Source organism: Sphingorhabdus sp. EL138, assembly GCF_945890115.1.
GTDB lineage: Bacteria > Pseudomonadota > Alphaproteobacteria > Sphingomonadales > Sphingomonadaceae > Sphingorhabdus_B.
Genome location: NZ_CAMDCK010000018.1, coordinates 22,455 through 46,845 on the forward strand (window position 1 = coordinate 22,455; position 24,391 = coordinate 46,845).

Annotated in this window: 19 protein-coding genes; 9 read left to right on the top strand and 10 right to left on the bottom strand. The window is 56.4% G+C overall.

Annotated elements, in window-relative coordinates; all coding sequences use genetic code 11:
- Positions 1 to 62 precede the first annotated feature (62 nt).
- A complete protein-coding gene (gene pyk / locus Q0O07_RS09245) occupies positions 63 to 1,511 on the top strand; it encodes a pyruvate kinase (protein WP_295492785.1) in 1,449 nt (482 codons plus the stop codon).
- 28 nt (positions 1,512 to 1,539) lie between these two features.
- On the opposite strand, the gene queA is transcribed toward pyk, so the two are convergent.
- Together queA and Q0O07_RS09255 are read right to left on the bottom strand one after the other, a co-directional pair.
- Positions 1,540 to 2,568: a tRNA preQ1(34) S-adenosylmethionine ribosyltransferase-isomerase QueA gene (gene queA / locus Q0O07_RS09250; protein ID WP_295492787.1), complete on the bottom strand. Its 1,029-nt coding sequence runs from the start codon at positions 2,566 to 2,568 to the stop codon at positions 1,540 to 1,542.
- Positions 2,569 to 2,585: 17 nt separating this feature from the next.
- On the bottom strand, positions 2,586 to 3,242 hold the full coding sequence (locus tag Q0O07_RS09255; protein WP_295492789.1) for a peptidylprolyl isomerase: 657 nt from the start codon (positions 3,240 to 3,242) through the stop codon (positions 2,586 to 2,588).
- A 340-nt stretch (positions 3,243 to 3,582) separates the two neighbouring features.
- Between Q0O07_RS09255 and Q0O07_RS09260 the strand changes: the two genes are divergently transcribed.
- Positions 3,583 to 6,870: a TonB-dependent receptor gene (locus tag Q0O07_RS09260; RefSeq protein ID WP_295492791.1), complete on the top strand. Its 3,288-nt coding sequence runs from the start codon at positions 3,583 to 3,585 to the stop codon at positions 6,868 to 6,870.
- Between the two features lie 111 nt (positions 6,871 to 6,981).
- Here Q0O07_RS09260 and Q0O07_RS09265 read toward each other — a convergent pair whose 3' ends face one another.
- Positions 6,982 to 8,037, bottom strand: a complete 1,056-nt coding sequence (locus Q0O07_RS09265) for a hypothetical protein (protein WP_295492793.1) — start codon at positions 8,035 to 8,037, stop codon at positions 6,982 to 6,984.
- An 11-nt stretch (positions 8,038 to 8,048) separates the two neighbouring features.
- Here Q0O07_RS09265 and Q0O07_RS09270 point away from each other — a divergent pair, with 11 nt between their 5' ends.
- Positions 8,049 to 9,233, top strand: a complete 1,185-nt coding sequence (locus Q0O07_RS09270; protein ID WP_295492795.1) for an aspartyl/asparaginyl beta-hydroxylase domain-containing protein — start codon at positions 8,049 to 8,051, stop codon at positions 9,231 to 9,233.
- Between the two features lie 65 nt (positions 9,234 to 9,298).
- Here Q0O07_RS09270 and Q0O07_RS09275 read toward each other — a convergent pair whose 3' ends face one another.
- From Q0O07_RS09275 to Q0O07_RS09285, 3 genes are all read right to left on the bottom strand, one after another.
- The gene (locus tag Q0O07_RS09275; protein WP_295492797.1) at positions 9,299 to 9,469 is read right to left on the bottom strand and encodes a hypothetical protein; all 171 of its coding nucleotides are present in this window, start codon (positions 9,467 to 9,469) and stop codon (positions 9,299 to 9,301) included.
- Positions 9,470 to 9,654: 185 nt separating this feature from the next.
- Positions 9,655 to 12,231: an ATP-dependent chaperone ClpB gene (clpB, locus tag Q0O07_RS09280; protein ID WP_295492799.1), complete on the bottom strand. Its 2,577-nt coding sequence runs from the start codon at positions 12,229 to 12,231 to the stop codon at positions 9,655 to 9,657.
- Between the two features lie 126 nt (positions 12,232 to 12,357).
- Positions 12,358 to 13,920 carry a leucyl aminopeptidase gene (locus tag Q0O07_RS09285; RefSeq protein WP_295492801.1) on the bottom strand — a complete coding sequence of 521 codons (1,563 nt, stop codon included), beginning with the start codon at positions 13,918 to 13,920 and terminating at the stop codon, positions 12,358 to 12,360.
- Between the two features lie 92 nt (positions 13,921 to 14,012).
- Here Q0O07_RS09285 and Q0O07_RS09290 point away from each other — a divergent pair, with 92 nt between their 5' ends.
- From Q0O07_RS09290 to Q0O07_RS09315, 6 genes are all read left to right on the top strand, one after another.
- Complete coding sequence (locus Q0O07_RS09290) at positions 14,013 to 16,121, top strand: acylase (RefSeq protein ID WP_295492803.1); 2,109 nt, start codon at positions 14,013 to 14,015, stop codon at positions 16,119 to 16,121.
- A gap of 94 nt (positions 16,122 to 16,215) precedes the next feature.
- The gene (locus tag Q0O07_RS09295) at positions 16,216 to 19,095 is read left to right on the top strand and encodes a pitrilysin family protein (RefSeq protein WP_295492805.1); all 2,880 of its coding nucleotides are present in this window, start codon (positions 16,216 to 16,218) and stop codon (positions 19,093 to 19,095) included.
- Positions 19,096 to 19,106: 11 nt separating this feature from the next.
- Positions 19,107 to 19,406 (top strand): hypothetical protein, encoded by a 300-nt coding sequence (locus tag Q0O07_RS09300; RefSeq protein WP_295492807.1) that lies wholly within the window; start codon positions 19,107 to 19,109, stop codon positions 19,404 to 19,406.
- 148 nt (positions 19,407 to 19,554) lie between these two features.
- Entirely contained in the window at positions 19,555 to 20,106 is a 552-nt protein-coding gene (locus Q0O07_RS09305; RefSeq protein ID WP_295492809.1) for a TspO/MBR family protein, read from the top strand.
- Between the two features lie 37 nt (positions 20,107 to 20,143).
- Positions 20,144 to 20,452, top strand: coding sequence for an accessory factor UbiK family protein (locus Q0O07_RS09310; protein WP_295492811.1), 309 nt, complete (start codon positions 20,144 to 20,146; stop codon positions 20,450 to 20,452).
- 107 nt (positions 20,453 to 20,559) lie between these two features.
- On the top strand, positions 20,560 to 21,072 hold the full coding sequence (locus tag Q0O07_RS09315; RefSeq protein WP_295492813.1) for a YbjN domain-containing protein: 513 nt from the start codon (positions 20,560 to 20,562) through the stop codon (positions 21,070 to 21,072).
- Positions 21,073 to 21,078: 6 nt separating this feature from the next.
- Here the strand turns inward: Q0O07_RS09315 and Q0O07_RS09320 are convergent, their stop codons facing one another.
- The 4 genes from Q0O07_RS09320 to proC are packed head-to-tail and all read right to left on the bottom strand — an operon-like array spanning position 21,079 to position 24,391.
- Positions 21,079 to 21,489, bottom strand: a complete 411-nt coding sequence (locus Q0O07_RS09320; protein WP_295492815.1) for a PaaI family thioesterase — start codon at positions 21,487 to 21,489, stop codon at positions 21,079 to 21,081.
- The gene (locus tag Q0O07_RS09325; protein ID WP_295492817.1) at positions 21,486 to 21,959 is read right to left on the bottom strand and encodes a PaaI family thioesterase; all 474 of its coding nucleotides are present in this window, start codon (positions 21,957 to 21,959) and stop codon (positions 21,486 to 21,488) included. The genes Q0O07_RS09320 and Q0O07_RS09325 overlap by 4 nt, the downstream gene beginning before the upstream one ends.
- Complete coding sequence (locus Q0O07_RS09330; RefSeq protein WP_295492819.1) at positions 21,960 to 23,564, bottom strand: amidase; 1,605 nt, start codon at positions 23,562 to 23,564, stop codon at positions 21,960 to 21,962.
- Complete coding sequence (gene proC, locus Q0O07_RS09335; RefSeq protein ID WP_295492821.1) at positions 23,561 to 24,391, bottom strand: pyrroline-5-carboxylate reductase; 831 nt, start codon at positions 24,389 to 24,391, stop codon at positions 23,561 to 23,563. Before proC ends, Q0O07_RS09330 begins: the two co-directional genes overlap by 4 nt.

Below are 24,391 nucleotides of genomic sequence, written 5' to 3' on the forward strand. Positions count from 1 at the left end.
TTGCTGAATTGCCGCGTTATGGGGAGGTCGACGTTTAAAATCCATATCGCGGAGCCAATTTCATGCAATATCATAAACCGCGCATGCGCAAGGTTCGCATTTTGGCGACATTGGGCCCCGCGAGCGATACGCCCGAGATGATCGAAAAACTGTTTCGGGCCGGTGCGGATGCTTTCCGCGTCAACATGAGCCATGGCGAGCAGGCCGAAAAGGCGCAGTTGATTGCCCATATCCGCGCACTGGAGAAAGCCTATAACCGGCCAACGACGATATTGGTTGACCTGCAAGGTCCGAAATTACGCGTCGGAACATTTGCCGATGACAAGGTCGAATTGCACCATGGCCACAATTTCCGGCTCGACACCGACACGGCACCGGGCGACGCGCATCGTGTCCATTTGCCGCATCCGGAAGTTTTTGCGGCGCTTGAAGTCGGCGCACGGTTGCTGCTCGACGATGGCAAGCTGGTCTTGCGCGTCACCGAAATTTGCCCTGAACATATCAACACAAAGATCGAAGTCGGCGGGATGCTGTCGAACCGCAAGGGGTTAAATGTCCCTGATGTTGTGGTGCCGATTGCTGCGTTGACCGAGAAGGACCTTTCGGACCTTGCCTTTGCGCTGGCGCAAGGTGTGGACTGGATCGCGATGTCCTTCGTGCAGCGACCTGAGGATGTGGCCGAAGGCAAGAAGCTGATTGGTAATAAGGCGGCTTTGCTGGCCAAAATTGAAAAGCCTGCCGCCATCGGACGGTTGGAGGAGATCCTTGAGCTTGCCGATGGCGTTATGGTTGCACGCGGCGACTTGGGCGTGGAATTGCCGCCCGAACAAGTGCCGCCGCTGCAAAAGAAGATTGTGTCGACCGCACGGCGCATGGGCAAGCCCGTCGTGGTGGCAACCCAAATGCTCGAATCGATGATCGTTTCACCATCCCCGACACGGGCCGAGGTTTCGGACGTGGCCACCGCGATTTACGATGGCGCGGACGCCGTGATGTTATCGGCGGAAACCGCGGCTGGGGCGTGGCCGATTGAGGCGGTGTCGATCATGGACCGCATTGCGCAACAGGTGGAGGGCGATCCGGATTTCTTCAAACGCATCCATTTCACCGAAACCCCCGCAGACGGCACGACCGCCGACGCCTTGGCTGAGGCCAGCGGACATATTGTCGACACCGTGGAAACCAGCGCTATCGTCTGCTTCACATCGTCTGGATCGACCGCGCGCCGCATTTCGCGCGAACGTCCTGCCGTGCCCTTGTTGGTCCTGACCGCCAGTCAGACGACCGCGCGTCGCTTGGGTCTATTATGGGGTGCCTTTGCCGTGCGGACGCGGGACATTGGCTCGTTCGAAGAAATGGTCGCCAAGGGCAAGCGTATGGCGTTGCGGTACCATCTGGGCGTTGCAGGTAGCCGGATCATCATCATGGCCGGTGTGCCATTTGGGACGCCGGGACCAACCAATGTGCTGCATATCGTCCGCCTGACGGGTGACGAGTTGAAGGGGCATTAGGTCCGGACCCACAGCGCCAGCGGCGACATCAGGGCAGAAGCAAGCTGCTGTCGCCATAGCTGTAGAAACGATATTCCTGGGCGATGGCATGCGCATAAGCGGCTTGCATGGTCTCGCGCCCCATTAAGGCGCTGACGAGCATGAACAACGTTGATTTAGGCAAATGGAAATTGGTCATCAGGCCGCCAATCGCCTTAAATTGATAACCGGGTGTGATGAAGATATCGGTATCGCCTTCAAACGGATGGACGATGCCAAAGTCGTCCGCCGCGCTTTCCACAAGGCGTAGTGACGTTGTGCCGACTGCAATCAACCGCCCGCCTGCCTTGCGTATGCTATTAAGCCTGTCCGCTGTGACCGCATCAATGCTGCCCCATTCGCTGTGCATATGGTGCTCGGTGGTGTCATCGACCTTCATGGGCAGGAATGTGCCCGCGCCGACATGCAGCGTCAGGGTTGCGGTTTCGATGCCCGCTGCCTGCACCGCGGCCATCAATTCTGGCGTGAAATGCAACGACGCGGTGGGCGCGGCCACTGCGCCATCCTTTTGCGCGAACATCGTCTGATAATCCTGCGCATCGCGTTCGTCGGTTGGCCGCTTGCCCGCGATATAAGGTGGCAGGGGCATGGTGCCTGCACGGTGTAGCAGGATTTCGACAGGCTCATCCCCTTCGAAAAACAACGTGAAGCTGCCGTCGTCATGGCGTTCTTCGGATATGGCCGTGACGCCTTGGCCGAAATCAATCACATCGCCGGGATGCAGGCGTTTGGCGTTGCGGATAAACGCCTGCCAACGGCGCGGGTCGATCCGTTTGTGCAAGGTCGCGCCGATGGATGCATCGCCGCGCGTGCCCTGAAGCTGGGCCGGAATGACCCGCGTGTCATTGAAGATCAGGCAATCACCCTTGCGCAACATCTGCGGCAGGTCGCGTACCACATGATCCGCCAGTGCAGCATCACCGCTTACGCATAACATGCGCGCGGAATCCCGTGGCGCGACGGGGCGCAACGCAATCCGCTCGGGCGGAAGCTCGAAATCAAATAGATCAACACGCATGGGTGAACGCTTTACGCTTATCCAGCGCTTAACGGGTCGACAGTTATCGTTGCTTCGGCTGCGGGCGCTTGCTCTGGTGGCGGCGCAAAGGCAGGGGGTGGTACATTATCGGCCGCGATAGAGGCCTGCAGCACCTTGGCGGGGTTCAAAGGCGGCTCGCCACGCTCGATGGCGTCCACAAACTGCATGCCCGATGTCACGCGGCCAAAGACCGTATATTTGTTATCCAGGTTAAAGCGCGGTTGAAAGCAGATGAAGAATTGGCTGTTGGCGGTATCAGGCTCGTTCGTGCGCGCCATGGACACCGTGCCGCGCAAATGCGGAATTCTGTTAAATTCGGCCTTCAGGTCGGGAAGTTCAGACCCGCCTTGGCCCGTGCCCTTTGGGTCCCCCGTCTGCGCCATGAATCCATCGATCACGCGGTGAAAAATGACATTGTTATAAAAGCCTTGCCGGGTCAGCGTTTTGATACGCTCAACATGGGCAGGGGCGTCGATTGGAAACATTTGAATCGTGACACGGCCGCCTGTGGACAGATCTAAGACCAAGATATTCTCAAGGTCTGGCACGGCAGGGCCCAGCGCCGCCGTCTGCGCGAAGGCTGGCGACACGACAAAGGCAAAAATGGCGGACAAGAGCAAACTGAGCTTGGAGAAGAAAGAGCGTAGGGACATTAAAGACGTGCCTCTGAAAACCGGATGATGCCTCCTTAACGAACGACGCTGTCGCTGTCATGAACGATTTTTGTGACTGCGACGCAGCGCCTATTAATTCAGACGGTGGCCCGCCACGACACTGTTGCGTGAATGACACACTATTGCAATATTATTGACACCAATACCCAATTTGTTGCGCAAATACTGGATTTCCGGCAAAGCGACACCAACCCAGAGGGACTACTTCGCGCTTCGCGTGTGTATAACGCGTGCTGTGATGATGGATAAGCTGGGGAGTTGAACAGCCATTGGTTGCCGGGAAACCGTCCATCTTTGGCCTTTTAAAAGGGGCTATACCGTGAAAAAAACACGTATCAGCAATTTGAAATATGCAGCGGCACCGCTGGCATTGGGCTTGGCGTTGATCTCAACGCCTTCGTTCGCCCAGGATGCGGCAGCCGAAGAAGAACCAGCCGGCGAAATTATCGTTACCGGCTCACTCATTACCAATCCGAACCTTGAGCGTTCGGCTCCGGTGAACGTAACCACCTCCGAAGAAATGGAACTGCTTCAGTCCAACTTGGCAGAAGAAGTATTGCGCGAAATCCCAGGCGTTGTTGCGTCGATCGGTTCTGCGGTCAATAACGGCAACGGCGGCGCGTCCTACGTTAACCTGCGTGGAATCGGTTCAAACCGTAACATCGTCTTGTTGGACGGTGATCGCATCGTTCCTGCCGGTTTCGGTGGTCAGGTCGATTTGAACAACGTTCCGCTCGCTTTGGTTGAGCGCGTTGACGTTCTTACCGGTGGTGCATCCACAACTTATGGCGCTGACGCTGTTGGTGGTGTTGTTAACTTCATCCTGAAGAATGATTTCTCCGGTTTAGAAGCACAAGTTTCGCAGCAGCTGACCGAAGAAGGTGACGGCAATGTTTTCCGCGCTGACGTGACCATCGGTGCAAACTTCGACGATGGCCGCGGTAACGCAGTGTTTGGCATCGGTTATCAGCAAGCTGACCCTGTGTATCAAGGTGCGCGCGATGTATCGCTCACCACCATTGAAACTTACAGCGGTACAGCGCTTGGTTCAGGCACGGCATTCCCGTCGCGCTTCTCGGGCACACGCCGCACCGGCGCAACCGGCGCAGCAGCACCCGAATCGTTGTTTACCGGTCGGACTCCTCCAACTGCGGCCGACATCACCGCAGGATTCCTCCTTGGCCGTCCCATTTATGAGGCGAACCCTGCAGGCGGCGTCAATGGCGGAACTAACCAGATCAACGACGCTGGTCAGATCGTTCCCACCTTCTCGACGTTCAACTTCAACCCATATAACGTCTTCCAGACGCCGTTCGAACGTTACAACATGTTCGGTCAGGCACGTTACGAAGTGAGCGATGCGGTCGAAGTCTACACGCGCGGTTTGTTCTCAAAGAACACTGTAAACACGATCATCGCACCATCGGGCGCGTTCAGCATCGGCGTGAACATTCCTTTGAACAACCCGTTCTTGCCAGCTACTGCACGTAACCAGTTCTGCGCATTTGACGTTAACCCACGTCCTGATATCTATACACCGCGCTTTTCGCAAGCGCAGTGCGATGCCGCTGCTAACCCCAGCCTGCGTCCTGGATCGGCCGGTTATCTTGAAGTCGGAACTGGCGGCGCGTCTGCAACTGCTACGACATCCGGCAACGGACTTGCAGTAGCGCAAGCATGGCAACCATTCGATCTCAACAATAATGGTGTGATCGAAGCTGGTGAAGGTTTCAACCCTAACCCGCAGACAACCTTTGCCCGTCGCGCAACGGAAGCTGGCCCCCGTATTTCGGAATATGTCACGACCGTATTCGATTACCGTTTGGGTGCCCGTGGTTCGATCACCGACTCAATCGACTGGGATATCACAGGTGCCTATGGCGAAAGTGAAAATATTCAGACGATTAAGGGCTATACCTTGAACTCGCGTTTCCGTCAGTCGCTTCGTGCAGGCGGAACAGCAGCAGCACCCGTCTGCTTCGACACTTCCAATGGATGCGTTGCGGCAAATGTGTTCGGTACCATTCAGCCAGCAGCGATCCCGTTCTTGGTTCAGGAAAGCACCAGCTTTACGAAGACCTCGCTTGCACAGGTCAAGGGAACAATTAACGGCGATGCGGGCGTTACCAGCCCATTTGCTGAAGATCCCGTGGCATTCGCAGTCGGTGGTGAGTTCCGTAAATACACCGCCCGTCAGGGCGCTGACGCGCTTGCCAAAGGCGGCGATCTTGGCGGTGCCGGCGGTGCGACGCCAGATATCAAAGGTGGCTTCAACGTGTATGAAGCCTTTGGTGAAGTTGTTGTACCAGTGGTCAGCGACAAGCCATTCTTTAACAGCCTGACTGTTGAAGGCGGCCTTCGTTATTCGTCATACACTGTCGACGCAACAGGTAACCCATCGTTCAACACCACAACCTTTAAGGCCGGTGGTACTTGGGAACCAATCGAAGGACTTGCTGTTCGTGGTAACTTCGCCCGTGCCGTTCGTGCGCCGAACATTGGTGAACTATTCTCACCAGTGAACACGGGATTGACCAACCTTGGTACAGATCCATGTGCGACGTTGACGACGGCTGGTGCAGTGTTGCCAGGACGTCCGGCAACTGGTCCAAGTGGTGAACTTCGTGCCGTCTGCTTGGCGCAAGGTGCAAGCTTGGGTAACATCAACTCGATTCCTCAGCCTAACGCAGGCCAAGTGAACTCGACTGGTGGTGGTAACATCAACATTAAGCCTGAAAAATCGGACAGCTTCACTGTTGGTGCGATCTTCCAGCCTGCGATCATTCCTGGTTTCAGTGCATCGGTTGATTATTACAGCATCAAGGTAACCGAGTCGATTTCGACCCCGACCCCTGGTGACGTAATTGCGGCTTGCTTTGGATCGAACGTATTCAGCCCAGCGGCTGGAGCATCGGCCACAGCAGCTTGTACCAGCATTCGCCGTAGCCCGGCCGATGGCGGTCTGAGCGGTGATCCGAACGTATTCACTGGCCTGCCTTCGGCTCTGTCGAACGCGGGTGCCATTGAAACTGACGGCATCGACTTGATCTTGAACTACAAGACCGATCTTACCGACAAAATCGGTTTGGCCTTGTCGTTCAACGGTAACTACACGTTCAAATCGACGTTCAACGCGTTCGTGCTCAACCCGGATTCGGTCAATCGTGATTGTACCGGTTATTTCAGCACCAACTGTGGTTCGTTGCAGCCAGAATATTCATGGTCGCAGCGTACAACAGTGTCGTACGACAAGATCGATGTGTCATTGTTGTGGCGTCATCTGTCTGCGATGGAGCAAGAGCCACTTGACGTGATTGACGGTGGTGCCTTCTTCAGCGGAACCATTGGCGCATCAGTCTTGGGCGTTGGTGGCCGGACGGTTAACATGGGCAAGATCAAGTCATATAATTACTTTGATCTCTCAACCCGTCTTAATGCCAGCGAAAATCTGACCATCACGATGTCGGTGCAGAATTTGTTGGATAAGGCTCCGCCATTGACCGGCAACAATGCTGGTTCGACAACGTTCAACAGCGGTAACACCTTCCCATCGACATATGATGCGCTGGGACGTCGCTATGCTGTAACGGCAAAGCTGCGCTTCTAATTTGAAGAGCATATAAGGAAACAAGGGGGCGGGCAGCGATGTCCGCCCCTTTTGTATGGCGGCCCATTTTAGGTGGAAATGGTCGCGCCAGCATTTGGCTGGCGCGCCGCATCAAAAGCGCAGCGGATGCCCCAACGTCAGCGGGATGTTGGCAGATTGGGCAACCGCTTCGGCCCAAATCAGAACCTTCTCAATTTCGTCGCCATGCGCCGTTTGCGCCAACGCATATTCGGCGCGCCGGTCCTCTGTCCGAAAACTACCGCCAAACTTGCTATGCGTGCCAAAGGCGGGATGTGTGTCGTTTGCAGCGGCATGATCGCCCAATCCAAAGTGCGCGGCTGCAGACAACAAAGCCTTGCCGGGATTTGCGGTCAGTCGTTCGCTGTCCAGCGTTGCGATACGTTCCGGCCCGTATTTTCGCGCCATGTCATGAAACAGCTTTTGCTGCGCCAGCCAACCCACAGCCGCGACTTGCAAATCGGTTTGCCGGAAAAAATCACCCGGTTCAAAACCAAGATCAACTATGCCGTCGGCTATCTGCCCCTCCAACAATTCGCGACACCATAGCCGGCACCATAGCCCCTTGCGGGCCACGGACAAAAGAAACACCGAAAGTGGGGCATGCAGAAGAATGGCCTTGCTTGTCGGCCGCATGGTAAGCGATGCGGAGGCAAGCGCATTGAAGATATTGGACGGTTTCACAACAACAGCCAAATCGTCGCCAAAGGGACGCGCGAGCATATCTAGTGCATCGCCCAAGCGTTCGCCGACCGCCACAGGTGGCGCGCCGCGACGGCGAAAACCGACAATGTCGTTCAGCAAAACGGGCTCCTTCAAACCCATCGATAGCCCCGGCAGATCAAACCCGTTGGCGAACATGGTCGATGCGCAAAAGGCGGAATGCAAAATAAAATGCAGGCCGGCATTCTCGGCGCAGCGCGCTTTGGCCTCGTGCCGCGATAGGACGAGCGGACTTGCTTCCACACCAAGATATTCATCGGTGAGGAAAGTCGCCGCATTATGTGCAGCGCGGCTTACAGGACGCAGATGAAAGGCGTCTGCGGCCGGATCATACCGATGCGCAAGCCAAGCCCCGTCGTTCCAAATTTCGCTATTATTGTTCGCCATAACGTCATCGACCTTGCCGTTTCTAACGGTAAATGGCAAGCTTTGGCCTTATGAACGAGAGCGCACCACCACCCGAAGCGGCCCGATTAAACAGCCAAGGCATGCTTGCCCTGCGGGCCGGAAGCTATGCCGAGGCAGAGCGCCTGTTCGTGGCGGCCATTATGCATGACACTATGTCCAGCGCGCTGTGGCGAAATGTTGCCACCGCACGGCGCGCGCAAGGCGATGACAACGGGGAAATGCAGGCGCTGGATGCGGCCATTAACATCGACCGCCGGGACTTTATGGGTTGGCTCCGCAAGGCCGAATTGCATGAACGTATAGGTGAAAAGGCGCAAGCGCTGGCCGCATGGAGCGGCGTCCTTCAAATGGCGGCAGTTGCACCAGACCTATCGCCAGATATTGCTGCTGCATTGCAGAAGGGCCAGGCATTTGTGTCGCAAGCGACGCGCCAGATCGCCGATGCGGTTAGCACGGAATTAGCGCCATTATCCGCCGCCATGGATGCAGCAGAACTGCGCCGTAGTAAGGCATTTGTCGATAGCGCGCTGGGCCGCAGACGGACCTATACGAACATATGCGAAGGTCTATATTATCCCTTCCTTCCGGCGGATGAATTTTTCGACCGCCATCATTTCCCTTGGATGCCAGCGATTGAAGCTGCGACCGACGATATACGCGCAGAATTAGAGACGTTGCTGGCCGATCCGGGCGACGCGTTGCGCCCTTATGTTAAAATGGATTCGGGCATCCCTGAAAATAAATGGTCATCTCTCGACCATTCCCTTGACTGGGGTGCATGCTTTTTATGGGAATATGGGCAACCCAATCAGGCTGTTTTAGACCGCTGCCCGCGTACGGCAGCGGCCTTGGCCAGCTTACCGACGACAATGCTTCCAGGTCGTGCCCCCAGCGCATTTTTCTCCATATTGAAGCCGCATACCCGAATTCCGCCACATACCGGCGTGACCAATACCCGGGCGATTGTGCATCTACCGCTGATCGTGCCGGAGAATTGCGGCTTTCGCGTTGGCGGCGAAACCCGCGAATGGCAAATGGGGGAGGCTTTTGCCTTTGATGATACCATCGAACATGAAGCGTGGAATGATAGCGATAAATATCGTGCCGTTCTTATCTTTGACGTGTGGAACCCGCATTTAACTGTCGCCGAACAAGGGATCATCGCCCGTTATTATACGGCGGCTGACGCAACAGGTTTTAAAATTACGCATTGATTTATTGCATTTTTCTCCTCTTTACTTGCACTGAAAAATGTCTGTGATATTTTGCTCGTCGCCTCTCAACGGAGAAATTTGCACATGCGACCAATCCTATGCACCACCTTAACCATTGGCATCATGACGTCGGCTTTGGCCCAAGCACCCACTTCCGCGCCTGTCACGGCTCCGATATCGCAGGATGGCAAATTGGCCAAAGCCTCCGACAAAGCTTCCGATCCAGACCAAGCCATGCGGTGTCGCACCGTCAGGGTGACGGGTTCACTGGTGAAAAAAGGGAAGGTATGTAAGACGCTCGCGCAGTGGCGCCAGATGACAGATTCTGGCAATGATCTCGCCCGCCGCTTGGTCGAGGATGGAACTTCACGCCCAGGCGGTCAGTAACGCTGCTTGGTCCGGCTGCATGGCCAAGCGCCGCCTATACCGTGAACTTCAACCCCCCATCGCCCTCCTCCACTGTCACCGTGGAACCATCGGGAATGCCGCCGCGTAGGAGCATGTCGGCCAGCGGGTCTTGCACATAACGCTGGATCGCGCGCTTCAGCGGGCGTGCGCCATAGACAGGGTCATAACCCACGCGGCCGAGCCATGCTTTGGCTTCGTCTGACAAGGACAGAGTGATCTTGCGATCCTTGAGCAGATTTTGGACGCGCTGCACCTGAATCTCGACGATCGGGGCCATATGGTCGGCGCCCAAGCGATGGAACAATATGACCTCGTCCAGGCGGTTTAGGAATTCGGGCCGGAAATGGCCACGCACAATTTCCATGACTTGCGGTTCAACGTCTTTCACATCCTGCCCGTCGTCCAACGCGGCCATATGCTGGCTGCCCAGATTGGAGGTCAGGATGATAAGCGTGTTGGAAAAGTCTACCGTGCGGCCTTGGCCATCGGTCAAGCGGCCATCATCCAATACCTGCAACAGGATATTGAAAACGTCTGAATGGGCCTTTTCGACTTCATCAAACAAGACGACTTGATAAGGCCTGCGGCGAACGGCTTCGGTCAGCACGCCGCCTTCTTCATAACCGACATAGCCCGGAGGCGCGCCGACCAGCCGTGCGACGCTGTGCTTTTCCATATATTCGGACATGTCGATACGAACCATCGCATTGTCGTCGTCGAATAAGAAAGAGGCGAGCGCCTTGGTCAGCTCGGTCTTGCCGACACCTGTTGGCCCAAGGAATAAGAAGGAACCCAGCGGGCGGTTCGGGTCTTGAAGCCCCGCACGTGAACGGCGGACTGCCTTGGAAACCGCTTCCACCGCGTCCTTCTGGCCAATGACGCGCGCGCCGATAAGCTGTTCCATGTTGAGCAACTTATCGCGTTCACCCTCAAGCATTTTGTCGACGGGGATGCCCGTCCAGCGGCTGACGACGCTGGCAATATCTTGCGCCGTCACTTCTTCGCGCAACATCGCATTGCCCGCAGCGGCCTCCGCGTCCGCCAATTGCTTTTCCAACCCGGGTATCGTGCCATATTGCAGCTCGCCTGCCTTGGCGAGATCGCCAGACCGCTGCGCCTGTTCTAACTCGATACGCGCGCCATCGAGCAATTCTTTGATTTTGGCTTCAGCAGAAATCTTGTCCTTTTCCGCCTGCCAACGCTGCGTCAGTTCCAGCGATTGCTGTTCCAGATTGGCAAGCTCGCCCTCCAGATTGGCCAGACGGTCCTTCGACGCCGCATCGCTTTCCTTGCTCAGCGCTTCACGTTCAATTTTTAACTGAATGATCCGGCGATCAAGCGTTTCAATCTCTTCCGGCTTGGATTCCACCTCCATGCGCAGACGCGACGCAGCCTCGTCCATCAGGTCAATGGCCTTATCGGGCAGGAAACGGTCGGAGATATAGCGATGCGACAAAGTGGCGGCACTTACCAAAGCGCCGTCGGTAATCCGCACACCATGGTGCAGTTCATATTTCTCCTTCAACCCGCGTAGGATGGAGATTGTATCCTCGACCGTGGGTTCGCCGACAAAAATCGGCTGAAAGCGGCGTTGCAGCGCTGGGTCTTTTTCGACATGTTTTTGATATTCATCGAGCGTCGTTGCACCAATGCAGTGCAGCTCCCCGCGCGACAAGGCTGGCTTGATCAGGTTGGCGGCGTCCATTGCACCTTCGCCTTTGCCCGCGCCGACAAGCGTATGCATTTCGTCGATGAACAAGATGATGTCACCCTCGGCCTGCTTGACCTCGTCCAGCACGCCTTTAAGTCGTTCTTCAAATTCGCCGCGATATTTCGCGCCCGCGATCAACGCGCCCATGTCGAGCGACAGCAATTTGCGATGCTTCAGGCTATCGGGCACGTCGCCATTGGCGATACGCAACGCCAACCCCTCGGCAATAGCCGTTTTGCCGACACCCGGTTCACCGATCAGCACGGGGTTATTCTTTGTGCGGCGCGCAAGGATTTGGATGGTGCGGCGGATTTCTTCGTCGCGGCCAATGACGGGGTCCAACTTTCCTGCGCGCGCCACTTCAGTCAGGTCACGCGCAAATTTTTTCAGCGCGTCATAACGGTCCTCTGCGCCCGCAGTGTCGGCACTGCGGCCACCCCGCAATGCATTGATAGCCGCATTCAACCCTTCGGCCGTGACGGCTGCTGCGGCCAGTGCCTTGCCTGCTGTGCTGGTCTTGGCGAGCGCCAGCGCGAGCAAGAGGCGCTCTACGGTGACATAGCTGTCGCCAGCCTTTTGCGCGACCTGTTCGGCGGCGTCGAGCACGCGCACGGCGTCATTATCGAGGCCGGGGGTCTGCTGCGCGCCGCCACCGGACACGGCAGGCACCTTCGCGAGCGTGGCATCGGTCTCACGCAAAGCCGTCGCCGCGTCGCCGCCAGCAGCCTTTATGAGGCCAGACGCCATGCCTTGCTCATCCTCGAGCAACGCTTTCAGGAGATGTTCAGGTCCAATCCGCTGATGGCTCATGCGAATGGCGACGGTCTGCGCGCTTTGCAGAAAACCCTTGGCGCGGTCCGTGAATTTTTCGAGGTTCATGCGCTATTTCCTAAATTGCCGATGGAGCCTTTGTACACAAAGGCTCCATGCCTATTCAGAATGTAGTGCGGCATTTTCGCAACACAAGTGCGAGGGCCATTCCCCGAAAATGCGATGACCCCGATATTATTTCCAACTGCGGGCAAGCGCATCCAACAATTGGACGCCCCAGCCCGATGCGCCCTTTGGCGTCACTGGCCCAGCTTTGTCCGCCCAGTTAACGCCGGCAATATCAAGATGCGCCCAAGGAACATCTTTATCGACGAAGAAGCCAACAAAGGTCGCGCCAAGACCTGCGCCGGGGCCGCTGCCCTCAGCAACGTTTTTAATGTCGGCAATGTCGGATTTCATATCATTGAGATAGTTTTTGTGGAGCGGCATCCGCCATACATCTTCACCCGTTGCGGTGCCCGCTGCGGTAACCGCTGCAGCCAACCGTTCGTCCCGGCTGAATAGGCCTGCATATTCGTCGTTCAATGCGCCAACGATGGATCCTGTCAGCGTCGTCATGTTCACCAAAGCGCCGGGTTTTTTATTGGCGACGACATATTCATTGGCGTCGGCCATTACCAAACGGCCTTCCGCGTCGGTGTTCAGTATCTCAATGGTTTTGCCGCTCATTGTGCGCACAACGTCGCCGGGACGCTGCGCATTGCCGCCGGGCATATTTTCCGACAGCGCGGCAACGCCGATGACGTTAACCGACGCCTTTGACTTTGCGAGCGATAACACAGCGCCCATGATGCTGGCTGCGCCGGACATGTCTGCCTTCATCTCCCACATGCCCGCACCGGGCTTGAGCGATGTGCCGCCGGAGTCAAAGGTAATGCCCTTGCCGACCATCGCCAATGGCGCGCTATCACCAGCGCCGCGATATTCGACGATCATCAGGCGCGATGGGCGGCGTGAACCTTGGCCAACGCCGACAAGTGAGCCCATACCCAATTTGCGCATCATCGGTTCGTCGAGCACTTCAATCTTGACGTTTGCGGTGTTGCCGAAGGCAGCGCGGACCCGCTCCACAAAGGTTTCTGGGTAGATGACATTGGCTGGCTCAGCCGCCAGATCGCGGGACAAGGAAACGCCCTCGGCCAAGGCCGCATGGCGCGACTTCCATAAAGCCTCTGCGCTACCCGCATCGCTGCTGATAATAGTTACGGGGTTCGTAGGCGGCGTTTTGCGGTCCACGGTTTTATAGCGGTCAAACCGATATTGCCCCATGGCATAGCCCAAAGCTGCGGCCGCCGCTTCGTCTTGGTTAAGGCCGCCTGTGATGGTGACTGGTTGCGCTTCATCGCGCAAATCCTGTGCAGCCTTGCCCGATGCGTTGCGGATATGGGTGACGCGGTCGCCTTCTTCGCCAACCCCGCTCAGCACAATGCGCGCATAATTGCCGATGCCGCGTAGCGACAAGGAACTGCCCTCTTTGCCTTCAAATTTTGCCGAAGCGATGGCCGCGTTCAATGCTTGCGCCGTTGCCGCATCAACAACATTGGTTGGCAGCGTCGCATCGCGCATCATGATGACCAAAGCGCCCGATGTTGGCGCTGTCGCTTCGAAATTGATTGGCCGAGTCTGCGAATGCGCCGCTGTCGATGGCGAAATGCCCGATCCAACGACATCGGCCTGCGCAAATGCAGGCGTGATTGTGGTGGTTGCAAGTGCAAGGGCAAAGAGGCTGCGATGCATAGGGGGACTTTCCTTTCCGTAAATCATGGTTATGCCGGATATGTACGCAAATGGACCGATGTGACAAGGTCTCATTGCAAGGGGAGAATGTTATGCGGAAATTTTTGTGGGCGTCCTTGGCGCTTGTGGGTGTGGTTGCGGGTGCAGGCGCGCTGTGGGAGCCGTTGGCGGCCACCGGATATGACATGCCAAAACGCGCTTATGATGTGGAGATTGTGCGCGATGAATTTGGCGTGCCGCACATCAACGGCAAGACCGATGCCGACACCGCTTATGGCTTGGCCTTTGCCCATGCCGAAGATGATTTTTCGACAATCGAAGATGTCGTTGCCATGACGCGCGGGCGCTATGGCGCGCTTGCAGGCTCCGATGGGGCCAAGGTCGATTATGTGATGCATCTGTTGGGCGCGCGGGAGACTGCCGAGACGCGCTATCTGGAATTGTCGCCCGAAGTCCGCGCCGTGGCAGAGGCCTATGCCGCTGGCTTGAACCATTATGCCGCAAAACATCCCGAAGAAGTCCGCCTGTCGAAGCTATTTCCTGTAACCGGACAGGATATTGTCACAGGCTTCGTACTGCGCGCGCCGTTTTTCTATGGCCTTGATAGCGCAATTGGCGCGTTGACCGAAGGCAAGCCGCTGCCGAAGGAAAATGCCGCGCCGATGACGCCCATCGGGCGTGATCCGGAAATGAACGGTTCGAACGCCTTTGCGATTGCGCCAAAGCGTATGGCCGATGGCAAGACATGGCTGATTTCCAATTCGCACCAGCCTTATGAAGGTCAGGTGGCGTGGTATGAAGCCGTAACCCATTCGGGCGAGGGGCTGGATATGGCTGGCGCCTTGTTCCCCGGATCGCCCTTCGTCCTGCTTGGCCACAACCGTCATTTGGGTTGGACCAATACCGTCAACCGCCCCGACCTTATTGATGTCTATAAATTGGTGATGAACAAGGCGGGCGATCAATATCGTTATGATGGCAAATGGATGCCTTTGTCATCGAAGCGGGTTTGGTTGCCGGTGAAAATAGGTCCGTTCAATCTGCCCGTACCACAGACGATATATCGCTCCCTCCACGGACCGGTCATCAAAAATGACACGGGCTATTTCGCGATCCGCTATGCCGGCATCGACAATGTAAAAGTTGTTGAGCAATATTATCGTAACACCAAAGCGACGAATTGGGAGGAATGGACCCAATCGATGGCGATTGGCGGCATTCCTGCGACAAATTTCATTTATGCCGACAAGACCGGCCGCGTTGCTTATATTTACAATGCCCTCTTCCCCGACCGTAAGCCGGGCTATGATTATACCAAGCTGCTTCCGGGCGACACATCGGCGGCCCTGTGGAAAGGGCCAGTTGGCTTTGACCGTTATCCCAAGATTGTCGATCCTGCATCTGGCTTTGTCCAAAACGCCAATAACACGCCATTTCTGGCTGCAGGGCCGGGGTCGGAAATGGATCCTGCGGCCTATTCGCCTTATTTGGGCATTGAACGTGGCATGACCAATCGCGGCTTGCGCGCAACAGAGTTGTTGGCCGCTGATACTTCCATCACGCCGCAAGAGCTGCTCGCGATTAAGATGGACATGATCTACAGCAAAAAAAGCTGGGTCGGGGCGTGGATGGCGTCCTTTGCTGCGCTGGATTTGAAAGACGCGCCGGAGCTTGCCGAAGCACAAAAGCTGCTGGCAAGCTGGGATTGGTCAAGCGATGGCAAAGGCCGTGCGGACGCCTTGGCCGAACGCATCATCCGCTTTGGCGCGCGGCCAAACTGGCGCGGTGACAAGATGCCCGATGCCCGCAGTACGCTGCAGGAGGCGGTCACAGAGTTTAAGGAGCGCTTTGGCCGCATCGACCCGCCATTGGGTGACATTCAGCGCCTACGGCGCGGCGAAGTCGATTTGCCGATGCTGGGCGGCAGTGACGCCTTGCGCGCCACAACAATGTGGGAATCAGAGCAAGCCGATGGCAAAATGCGCGTCCGCCATGGCGATAGTTACATCATGCTGATGCGATGGGACAAGGATGGCAAGGTGCAATCGGAATCGATCCAACCTTATGGTTCGGCGACGACACGCCCCAAATCTCCGCATTATACCGACCAGATGAAATTGTTCGTTGCAGGCGGGTACAAGCCAGTACATTTTGAATGGGCTGACGCCGTCCAGAACGCAAAGCGCCGTTATCGACCCTAAACGCCGTTTGTCGAAAATTCTTCGGTATTACATTGTGTTTGCCCATGTCGTCGCTATCTTTAGCGGCAGTGATATTTAAGTACAGGAGCAGAATATGATCCGTAAATTAACGCTCGCCCTTATGATGTCGGGCTCGGTGCTCGCGGCGCAGACACCCGCCTTTGCACAGTCCGCAGCGCCCGTTTCGAAATTGGTGGAGGCGGTCAATATTCCGCATGAGAAATTCACCCTCGACAACGGCTTGACCGTTTTGGTGCATGAAGACCGCAAGGCCCCCATTGTTGCTGTGTCCATCTGGTATGGCGTCGGATCCAAGAATGAGCCAAAGGGCAAAACGGGCTATGCCCATTTGTTCGAACATATCATGTTCAACGGCAGCGAAAATGCGCCGGGCGATTATTTTGAATATACCAAGAAAATCGGCGCGACCGACCTGAACGGGACCACTTGGTTGGACCGCACCAATTATTTCCAGACCGTGCCGACCACGGCGCTGGAATCTGCATTGTTCCTCGAAAGCGACCGTATGGGCTTTTTGCTCAATGCCGTGACGAAGGAAAAGCTGGATAACCAGATTGGCGTTGTTTCCAACGAAAAGCGTCAGGGCGACAATCAGCCATTTGGCTTGGTCAGTTACAAGCAATCAGGGACATTGTTCCCCGTTGGCCACCCTTATCATCATAGCACGATCGGCAGCCTTGAAGACCTGTCGGCGGCTTCGCTCGATGATATGAAAAACTGGTTCATCGACCATTATGGCCCAAATAATGCGATTTTGGTTCTGGCCGGCGACATCAATGCGGTCCAAGCAAAGCCTTTGGTGGAAAAATGGTTCGGCAGCATAAAGCGCGGCAAGCAAGTTGCGCCGGTGAATGCGCCCGTGCCAACGCTCGAAAAAGACATCAAAATCGTCATGAAGGACAAGGTGCCGACCACGCGCATCTATCGCAATTGGGTGGTGCCAGGCCTTGCCGACCCCGATGCCAATGCATTGTTCATCGCGATGAGCGCCCTTGGCGGCCTGTCGAGTTCGCGTCTGGATAATATTTTAGTGCGTCAGGAACAGAGCGCGGTGGGCGTTTCTGCCTATCTCATTCCCTTCGTGCATGCCAGCTTGGTCAACATTCAAGCGGACGTAAAGCCCGGCGGTGATGCCGATGCGGTGGCCAAGCGTCTGGATGAAATCTTGGCCGATTATATCAAAACCGGCCCAACCGCCGAAGAAGTACAGCGCGTTGCCACCAGCTACATTGCTCAGCAAATCGATGGTCTTGAACAAGTCGGCGGCTTTGGCGGCAAGGCCGTCGCTTTGGCCGAAGGCGAATTATATGTCGGCGATTCGTCCTTCTATAAAAAGGAATTGGAGCGGCTTGCGTCGGCAAAACCAGAAGCGGTGAAGGCCGCGATGCAGAAATGGCTGACGCGCCCAGTGCTTGAAATCCGTGTCGAACCCGGTGAGCGTGAAGCCTATAAAGAAGTCGCTGCGGGATCGGGCAGCCGCACAGGCACGCTAACTGCGCCTGCATTTTATGCGCCTCCAGGCGCAGACGATGTATCGGTATCTGCGCCAATTTCTTTTCAGGATCGCAGCAAATTTCCTGAACCGACAAGCACGCCTGCGCTCGATTTCCCGACGGTTGAAGAAACAACCTTAAGCAATGGCATTAAAGTGTTCTTTGCGCGCCGCGCCGCGGTGCCAACCGTCCGCGTCGCGGTCAGCTTCAATGCGGGCTATGCGGCGGACCCAGCCGACAAACGCGGCATAGCGTCGATGATGTCGACCATGTTGATGGAAGGCACAACGTCGCTGACCTCGACAAAAATTGCCGAAACCGAAGAGAAATTGGGCGCTGACGTCAATGTGGGGTCTTCACTCGACCGGACGGTAGCGAGCTTGCGCGCGGTAAAGCCAAATCTTGGCCTTTCGCTCGATCTGCTTGCGGATGTGATCAAAAATCCGGCCTTTGCGACCAATGAGTTGGAACGCGTCCGCGTTCAGCAACTGACTCGGATCAAGTCGGAAAATAGTCAGCCACAGGGCATTGCCGTGCGCCGTCTGCCGCCATTATTATATGGCCCAGCGCATCCTTATGGCGGACCACAGACGGGCAGCGGATATGCAGAGACCGTGGCGACAATCAGCCGGACGGATGTCGCCAATTTCCATCAGGCATGGATGCATCCATCGAAAGCGGAAATCTTTGTCGTGGGTGACACCAGCCTGAAAGAAATCAAGCCCATGCTTGAGCAGCGTTTCGGCAAGTGGACGCCCGCCGCCGCGCCTGCGCCCGCTAAGAATTTCGGCGTTGCGTTGCCAGCGCCCGAAGCAAAAATTTGGCTGATTGACCGTCCAAATTCACCGCAATCTCTGGTGCTGGCTGGCCTTGTTCTGGATGCAAAGGGATCGGACGATTTGCTGACCCTGCGCGCAGCGAACGAGATTTTCGGCGGTGACTTCCTGTCGCGTATCAACATGGACCTGCGGGAAACCAAGGGCTGGTCTTATGGCGTACGCAGCCAAATCAATGGCGCCGAAGACCGCGTGCCATTTTACATGTTCGCGCCAGTGCAGACCAACCAGACTGGACCATCGGTCAAAGTCCTAATCGACCAGTTGAAGGACTTTAACGGCGCAAAGCCAGTCACGGCGGCGGAACTAGAAAAGACCATCAAGGGCAATGTCCTCAAACTGCCAGGCAATTATGAACAATCGTCGGCTGTGCTGGGGCAAATGCAGGCAGATCGCCTGAACAAACGGCCTTTCAACTATGCCGAAACATTGGCGGGCAGATATAATGCGCTGACCGCTGCCGCATTGAATGACGCAATGCGGGTTAAGGTGGATCCATCCAAGATCACATGGCTCATTGGCGGTGACGCGGCGAAGGTGAAACCGCAGTTAGAAGCACTGGGATTGCCAATTGAAATGGTGACCGAAGCTGCTAACACCAGTGCAAGCAACAATGCTAAATAAGGAGCAAGGATATGGCAGCAGTTGATGGTGATTGGGACGTAATAATCAAAAGCCCAATGGGTGACCAAAAAGCAGTTTTGACCGTCAACAGCGACGGCGGCAGCTTTTCAGGCCAGATGTCCGGTGGACTTGGTGCCATGGACATTGCCAATGGCACTGTCGATGGCGATACGTTGAGCTGGGGCATGGATATCACGGTGCCTATGCCGATGCATTTGGACGCCACAGCAACGGTGTCGGGCGATGCCATGACTGGCGAAGTAAAGGCGGGTGCCTTTGGTTCAATGGGCTTGACTGGCACACGCAAGTAAAAGCTTCAGCGCGCGTTGTGCGCTGACACGCGAATGCAAGGCCGTCTATCCGAGTGGGTAGGCGGCCTTGTTCTATGTGTCGTCAATGCTTATGTTAAATATGAGCGCGTTTCCTCCGAATCGCGATGATCAAGATTGGAGCCACTGCATGAACCATCTTGTCCCTCCGTCGCAGTCGCGCATGTCCTTGGTGCGTTTGGCGCTGTTTGTGATTCCGACGATCATGTTTCTTGGCTTTCTTTCAGGCACTATGTCGGGATCGACGGCCGAAAACATATGGTATCAAACATTGCTTAAGCCCGATATTCAGCCGCCGGGCTGGGTGTTTGGCGTCGTCTGGCCCACTTTATATCTCATGCTGGGCTTGGCATTTGCGATGGTGTTGAACGCGCGCGGCGCGCGGGACCGGAATGTGGCAATCATCCTGTTTTTGTCCCAATTCGTGATCAACCTCACTTGGTCGCCAGTTTTTTTCCATTATCATCAGGTGACAGCCGCATTCTTCATCATCCTCATCATGCTTGCTATTGCGATCGCTACGACCTTCGCATTTGCGCGGGTGCGCAAGGCTGCGGCTTGGCTGATGGTGCCCTATTTGATATGGATCAGCTTCGCGGCCATTCTAAATTTTCAGATCGATCAGCTCAATCCTGATGCGGAAAGTCTTTACGTTCCGGCTGCGACTTCCCAAATAGGGTGATATCGGTCCATCCCCCGACCGCAATGGAGTGAATGACATGCAAAGCGAAAAGCGCATTTTTGACGATTTGGCCAAGGTTTTGAACGGCGTTGCCGGAACCGTGGCGGGCATGGGCCGTGAGGCCGAGGCGAGTGTGCGCGAACGCGCGCGCGAATGGGCTGGCGGCCTTGACCTTGTGTCACGCGAAGAATTTGACGCCGTCAAAACCCTTGCTGCCAACGCCCGCGCTGAAGCCGATGCACTTGGTAAGCGGGTCGCCGCTTTAGAAGCCGCTTTGCTCGCAAAAGGTGGCGCCGCCCCTGCTAAGGCGAAGCCTGCGACCAAGTCGGCAAAGGGTTCCGCCTAAACTTTTCCACAGTCGGCCCACAGCCTTGTGTTGCACGTTGACGCAAGCCCCTTGCGTGCGAGTCCGTCAGCGGGCAGACCCACGTCAACACGACAGGCGCAATCATCATGCACGACGCAGACGAACAATATGAGCAATTCGAGCGCGATGAATGCGCGCCCGTAGACATGCTTGCCGCTTTGTTCGAAGCGCGCGGTTGGTCATTTGAACTGGATGGTGAAGACGAAATCACCGCTGAATATAAGGGTAGTTGGGCCAGCTATCAGTTGCGCGCCATCTGGCGTGAAGAAGATAATGCGCTCCAACTGATCATATTGCCGGATATCACTGTACCGACAGACAAGCGGCAGAGCGTGTATACGGCGCTTGGCCTCATCAATGAACAATTGTGGCTTGGCCATTTTGACATGTGGTCAGCCAATGGCATATTGTTGTTCCGCCATGGCAGCCTGATGGCGTCCAACGGCTTGTTGGGTGTCGACCAGGCGCAGACCATCATCGACGTCGCGATTGACGAATGTGAGCGTTTCTATCCAGTGTTCCAGTTCATCATCTGGGGCGACAAAACGCCTGAAGAGGCGATTGCCAGCGCCATGATCGAAACGCATGGCGAGGCTTAAGCGCGCTTAACCTTCGCGCTTTGCCTTAATCAGATAATGCATATAGCCCATGGCGATGGGCTTATCCCGGTCTTCCTGCCATGCCCGCGCCTCAACATTGGCCATCGTCCGGCCAAGGCGCGTGACTTCGCCAACGGCAAAGGTCATTTGGCTTAAGCCGCCGCGCATGAAATCGACGGTAACGTTGACCTGTTTAATATTGGCATCGCTGCCTTTGGCCCGCAGCGCCTGATGCACGGCGGCGATAGCTGCAATTTCGAGCAGGCCTGAAATCGCCCCGCCATGTAGGAAGCCGGGACGGCCTTGCACGCGGTTGGCAAAGGGCATGCCGATGACGGGCGCACCATCGATTTCGTCAACGACGGTCATATCCAGCGCCCGTGCATAAGGCGGTAAAGTGGTATATAATGCGCTCATGCGGTTTGCCCGCCGGTCCTGATGAACGTGCCGCTGGCATGGGCCAATGGCTGGTCAGGATTGCCATTATGGGCATAGCCGCGCACAAAACCGATGCTGTTGGTCAAATGATAGCAGATGCCACGGCCATATACGCGCTGTCCAGACGGTGACGGACGAAGATAATCGATGCGCAGGTCCATCGTGGCTTGCGGCCGGAATTCATTCAGCTTGGTCCAAATCGACATGCTGGTGGCATTATCCATAAGGCTGATGATCACCGCAGAGGCCAATATGCCCGTTTCGGGGTCAGCGACCAGATCTTCGCGCCAATCAATCGCGAGTTCGACCCAATTTTCGCCATGGCCAATATATTCCATTGCGAGAAACCCGCTATGGCCGTGCTTGCCCATGAACTTGTTCACCAATTCTGGGTCAAAGCCGCCGCCTTTCGGGGCCAAGGTTCCAATGTCGGTTGTGCCGCTCGTCATTTAATTGCTCTCTATTTGTGTACGAAATTCTGGGGCCACGCGCGCCTTTGAAAGCTGTTCATAGGCAAAGCCTGCTTTGAGTATCGCATGGTCATGCCATTTGGGGCCAATGAAGCTAAGGCCAATTGGCAGTCCACCAGACAGGCCCATGGGCACCGTCAAATGCGGAAAGCCAGCAACGGCGGGCAATTGGCTGGCGCTTGGCCCGGAAAAGGCATCGCCCTTGCCCAATGTCGACACCCATGCTGCGCCATTAGTCTGCGCGATGATGACATCGACCTTGTTGCTGGCAAACATCTGGTTCAGCGCGTTCGTCGCCAGCCCGCGTGACGTGGCCAAGGCGTCCCGATAAGCGGGGTCATCCAACCCCTTTTCCTTGTCTGCTGCTTCGAAAATGTCTTGGCCGAAATAGTGCAATTCTGTGTTTGCATGCGCCTTATTGAACGCGATGATATCTGCGAGCGTTTTGTGCCGGACTAGACCGTCAGGCAGGCCTTGCAAATAAGATGCGAGGTCGGCCTTAAGTTCTGCGAGCAATATCTTAAATTCGCCCTGTCCGATTTTTTGTCGGTCAATCTTGCTGGTGTCGAGCAGGACGACTTGCGCGCCGCCAGCCTTCAACGTGGCAATGGCAGCGTCCAATAAGGCTGCGTCGGCATTGGGTGCGCGCATGACGCCAATGCGCATTCCTTTCAGGCCGTCAATGGAAAGACCGTTGCTGTAATCGCCGCGCCAACGGTCCGCTTCTGCCGTGGCCGCGTCTTGCGGGTCGCTTCCGGCCATGGCGGTCAGCATGATGGCGGCATCACGCACCGAACGCGTCATTGGCCCTGCGGTGTCCTGACTGTGGCTGATTGGGACGACAAAACGACGCGAGACTAAGCCGACGGTCGGTTTGAACCCGACCACGCCATTGACCCCAGCGGGGCAGGTGATGGATCCATCGGTTTCGGTGCCAATCGTGCCAGCCGCCAAAGCTGCTGCGGCTGCCGCGCCGCTGCCGCTGGAGGAGCCGCAACTGTTGCGGTCAAGTGCATGCGGGTTCTTGGTCAAACCGCCAACCGCGCTCCAGCCGCTTGTAGAGTTGCGAGAGCGGATGTTGGCCCATTCGCTTAAGTTGGTTTTGCCCAATATCACGGCGCCTGCCGCACGTAAGCGCGCAATGAACGGTGCATCGCGGTTGGTGATGTTGTCCGCAAGCGCCAGTGATCCGGCGGTCGTTGGTAGCGGGCCTGCAACCTCAACATTGTCCTTCACCAAAATGGGGATGCCGTGCATGGGGCCACGATATCGGCCCGCGCGATATTCGGCGTCCAGGCTGCGGGCTTGGTCGAGCGCGTCGGGGAATGTGGCAATGACCGCGTTTAGTTTTGGCCCACTGTCATCAATGGCCGCGATCCGCGCGAGATACGCGGCGGTTATCGCTTCGCTATTGAACGCGCCGTTATCAATGCCGTCGGCCAGTTGCGACAGGTCCAGATTTTCCATCGGACCCGCTTTGGCAAGATGGAGGCTGGCCTGTGCAGTTGATGGCGCGGTGGTTGGCGCTGCGGCGGCTGGCTGTGCCAAGGCGCAAGATAAGGCCAAAAGGAATGTCAATTTCATTTGACGTCTCCCTTGGCCAATGCCGCCCCCCGGTCGCGTGCGGCGCGCAGGGTCTGCGTCATCAAATTGTCCAACGCATTATCGGCGTCCAGCACCGCAAGGCCAGCGGCTGTCGTGCCGCCCGGGCTGGTGACGCGCGCGGCGAGTGTCTCCGGCGTTTCGGGCGACGTCGCGGCCAGCATGGCTGCGCCTTCGGTCATCTTTATGGCCAGTTGTGCGGCGACTGCGTGCGGCAGTCCTGCTGCCTCCCCGCCTTTGGTCAGCGCATCAATGACGCGGTAGATAAAGGCAGGGCCTGACCCCGCCAGCGCGGTTACGGCATCCATATAAGCTTCGTCGTCGATCCAAATGACTGCCCCCAATGGCGCGAGCCAAGCGGCCATATCCGCCTTGGACAATGCCGTGTCCTTTGGCGCAAACACGCCAAGAGGGGATTTGCCGATAGCGGCAGCCAAATTGGGCATCAGCCGAACAATTCGCGCGGTAGGAAAGGCTTCTGACAAGGTCTGTGTTGTGGTGCCAGCGAGTATTGAAATGACCAATGCGTCCGGGGCAAGCAAGGGCGCGATCTGCGGCGCGAGCGATGCCAAAAGCTGCGGCTTGATACCCAAAAGGACTATGTCAAACTGCTGCGTAACGTCTTGCGTCGATCGCGATACCGCAACACCTGCGGGTAGGTTTTCGGCCACAGGGTCAACAACATGGAAAGTGTCAGGCGACACGCCAGCGGCCACCCATCCGCGCAGCATTGCGCTGCCCATATTGCCGCAGCCGTAGAAACAGATTTTCGATGGAAAAGCGGACATGGCGACCTTGATATTGTTCAA

Bases quoted from the DNA above. Each gene is read 5' to 3' on its own strand.
- Q0O07_RS09295 (WP_295492805.1), top strand. From the start codon at position 16,216: ATGATCCGTAAATTAACGCTCGCCCTTATGATGTCGGGCTCGGTGCTC.
- Q0O07_RS09330 (WP_295492819.1), bottom strand. From the start codon at position 23,564: ATGAAATTGACATTCCTTTTGGCCTTATCTTGCGCCTTGGCACAGCCA.
- Q0O07_RS09255 (WP_295492789.1), bottom strand. From the start codon at position 3,242: ATGTCCCTACGCTCTTTCTTCTCCAAGCTCAGTTTGCTCTTGTCCGCC.
- Q0O07_RS09275 (WP_295492797.1), bottom strand. From the start codon at position 9,469: ATGGCTTGGTCTGGATCGGAAGCTTTGTCGGAGGCTTTGGCCAATTTG.
- Q0O07_RS09310 (WP_295492811.1), top strand. From the start codon at position 20,144: ATGCAAAGCGAAAAGCGCATTTTTGACGATTTGGCCAAGGTTTTGAAC.
- Q0O07_RS09320 (WP_295492815.1), bottom strand. From the start codon at position 21,489: ATGAGCGCATTATATACCACTTTACCGCCTTATGCACGGGCGCTGGAT.
- Q0O07_RS09270 (WP_295492795.1), top strand. From the start codon at position 8,049: ATGAACGAGAGCGCACCACCACCCGAAGCGGCCCGATTAAACAGCCAA.
- Q0O07_RS09285 (WP_295492801.1), bottom strand. From the start codon at position 13,920: ATGCATCGCAGCCTCTTTGCCCTTGCACTTGCAACCACCACAATCACG.
- Q0O07_RS09300 (WP_295492807.1), top strand. From the start codon at position 19,107: ATGGCAGCAGTTGATGGTGATTGGGACGTAATAATCAAAAGCCCAATG.
- Q0O07_RS09315 (WP_295492813.1), top strand. From the start codon at position 20,560: ATGCACGACGCAGACGAACAATATGAGCAATTCGAGCGCGATGAATGC.
- pyk (WP_295492785.1), top strand. From the start codon at position 63: ATGCAATATCATAAACCGCGCATGCGCAAGGTTCGCATTTTGGCGACA.
- Q0O07_RS09290 (WP_295492803.1), top strand. From the start codon at position 14,013: ATGCGGAAATTTTTGTGGGCGTCCTTGGCGCTTGTGGGTGTGGTTGCG.
- queA (WP_295492787.1), bottom strand. From the start codon at position 2,568: ATGCGTGTTGATCTATTTGATTTCGAGCTTCCGCCCGAGCGGATTGCG.
- clpB (WP_295492799.1), bottom strand. From the start codon at position 12,231: ATGAACCTCGAAAAATTCACGGACCGCGCCAAGGGTTTTCTGCAAAGC.
- Q0O07_RS09325 (WP_295492817.1), bottom strand. From the start codon at position 21,959: ATGACGAGCGGCACAACCGACATTGGAACCTTGGCCCCGAAAGGCGGC.
- Q0O07_RS09305 (WP_295492809.1), top strand. From the start codon at position 19,555: ATGAACCATCTTGTCCCTCCGTCGCAGTCGCGCATGTCCTTGGTGCGT.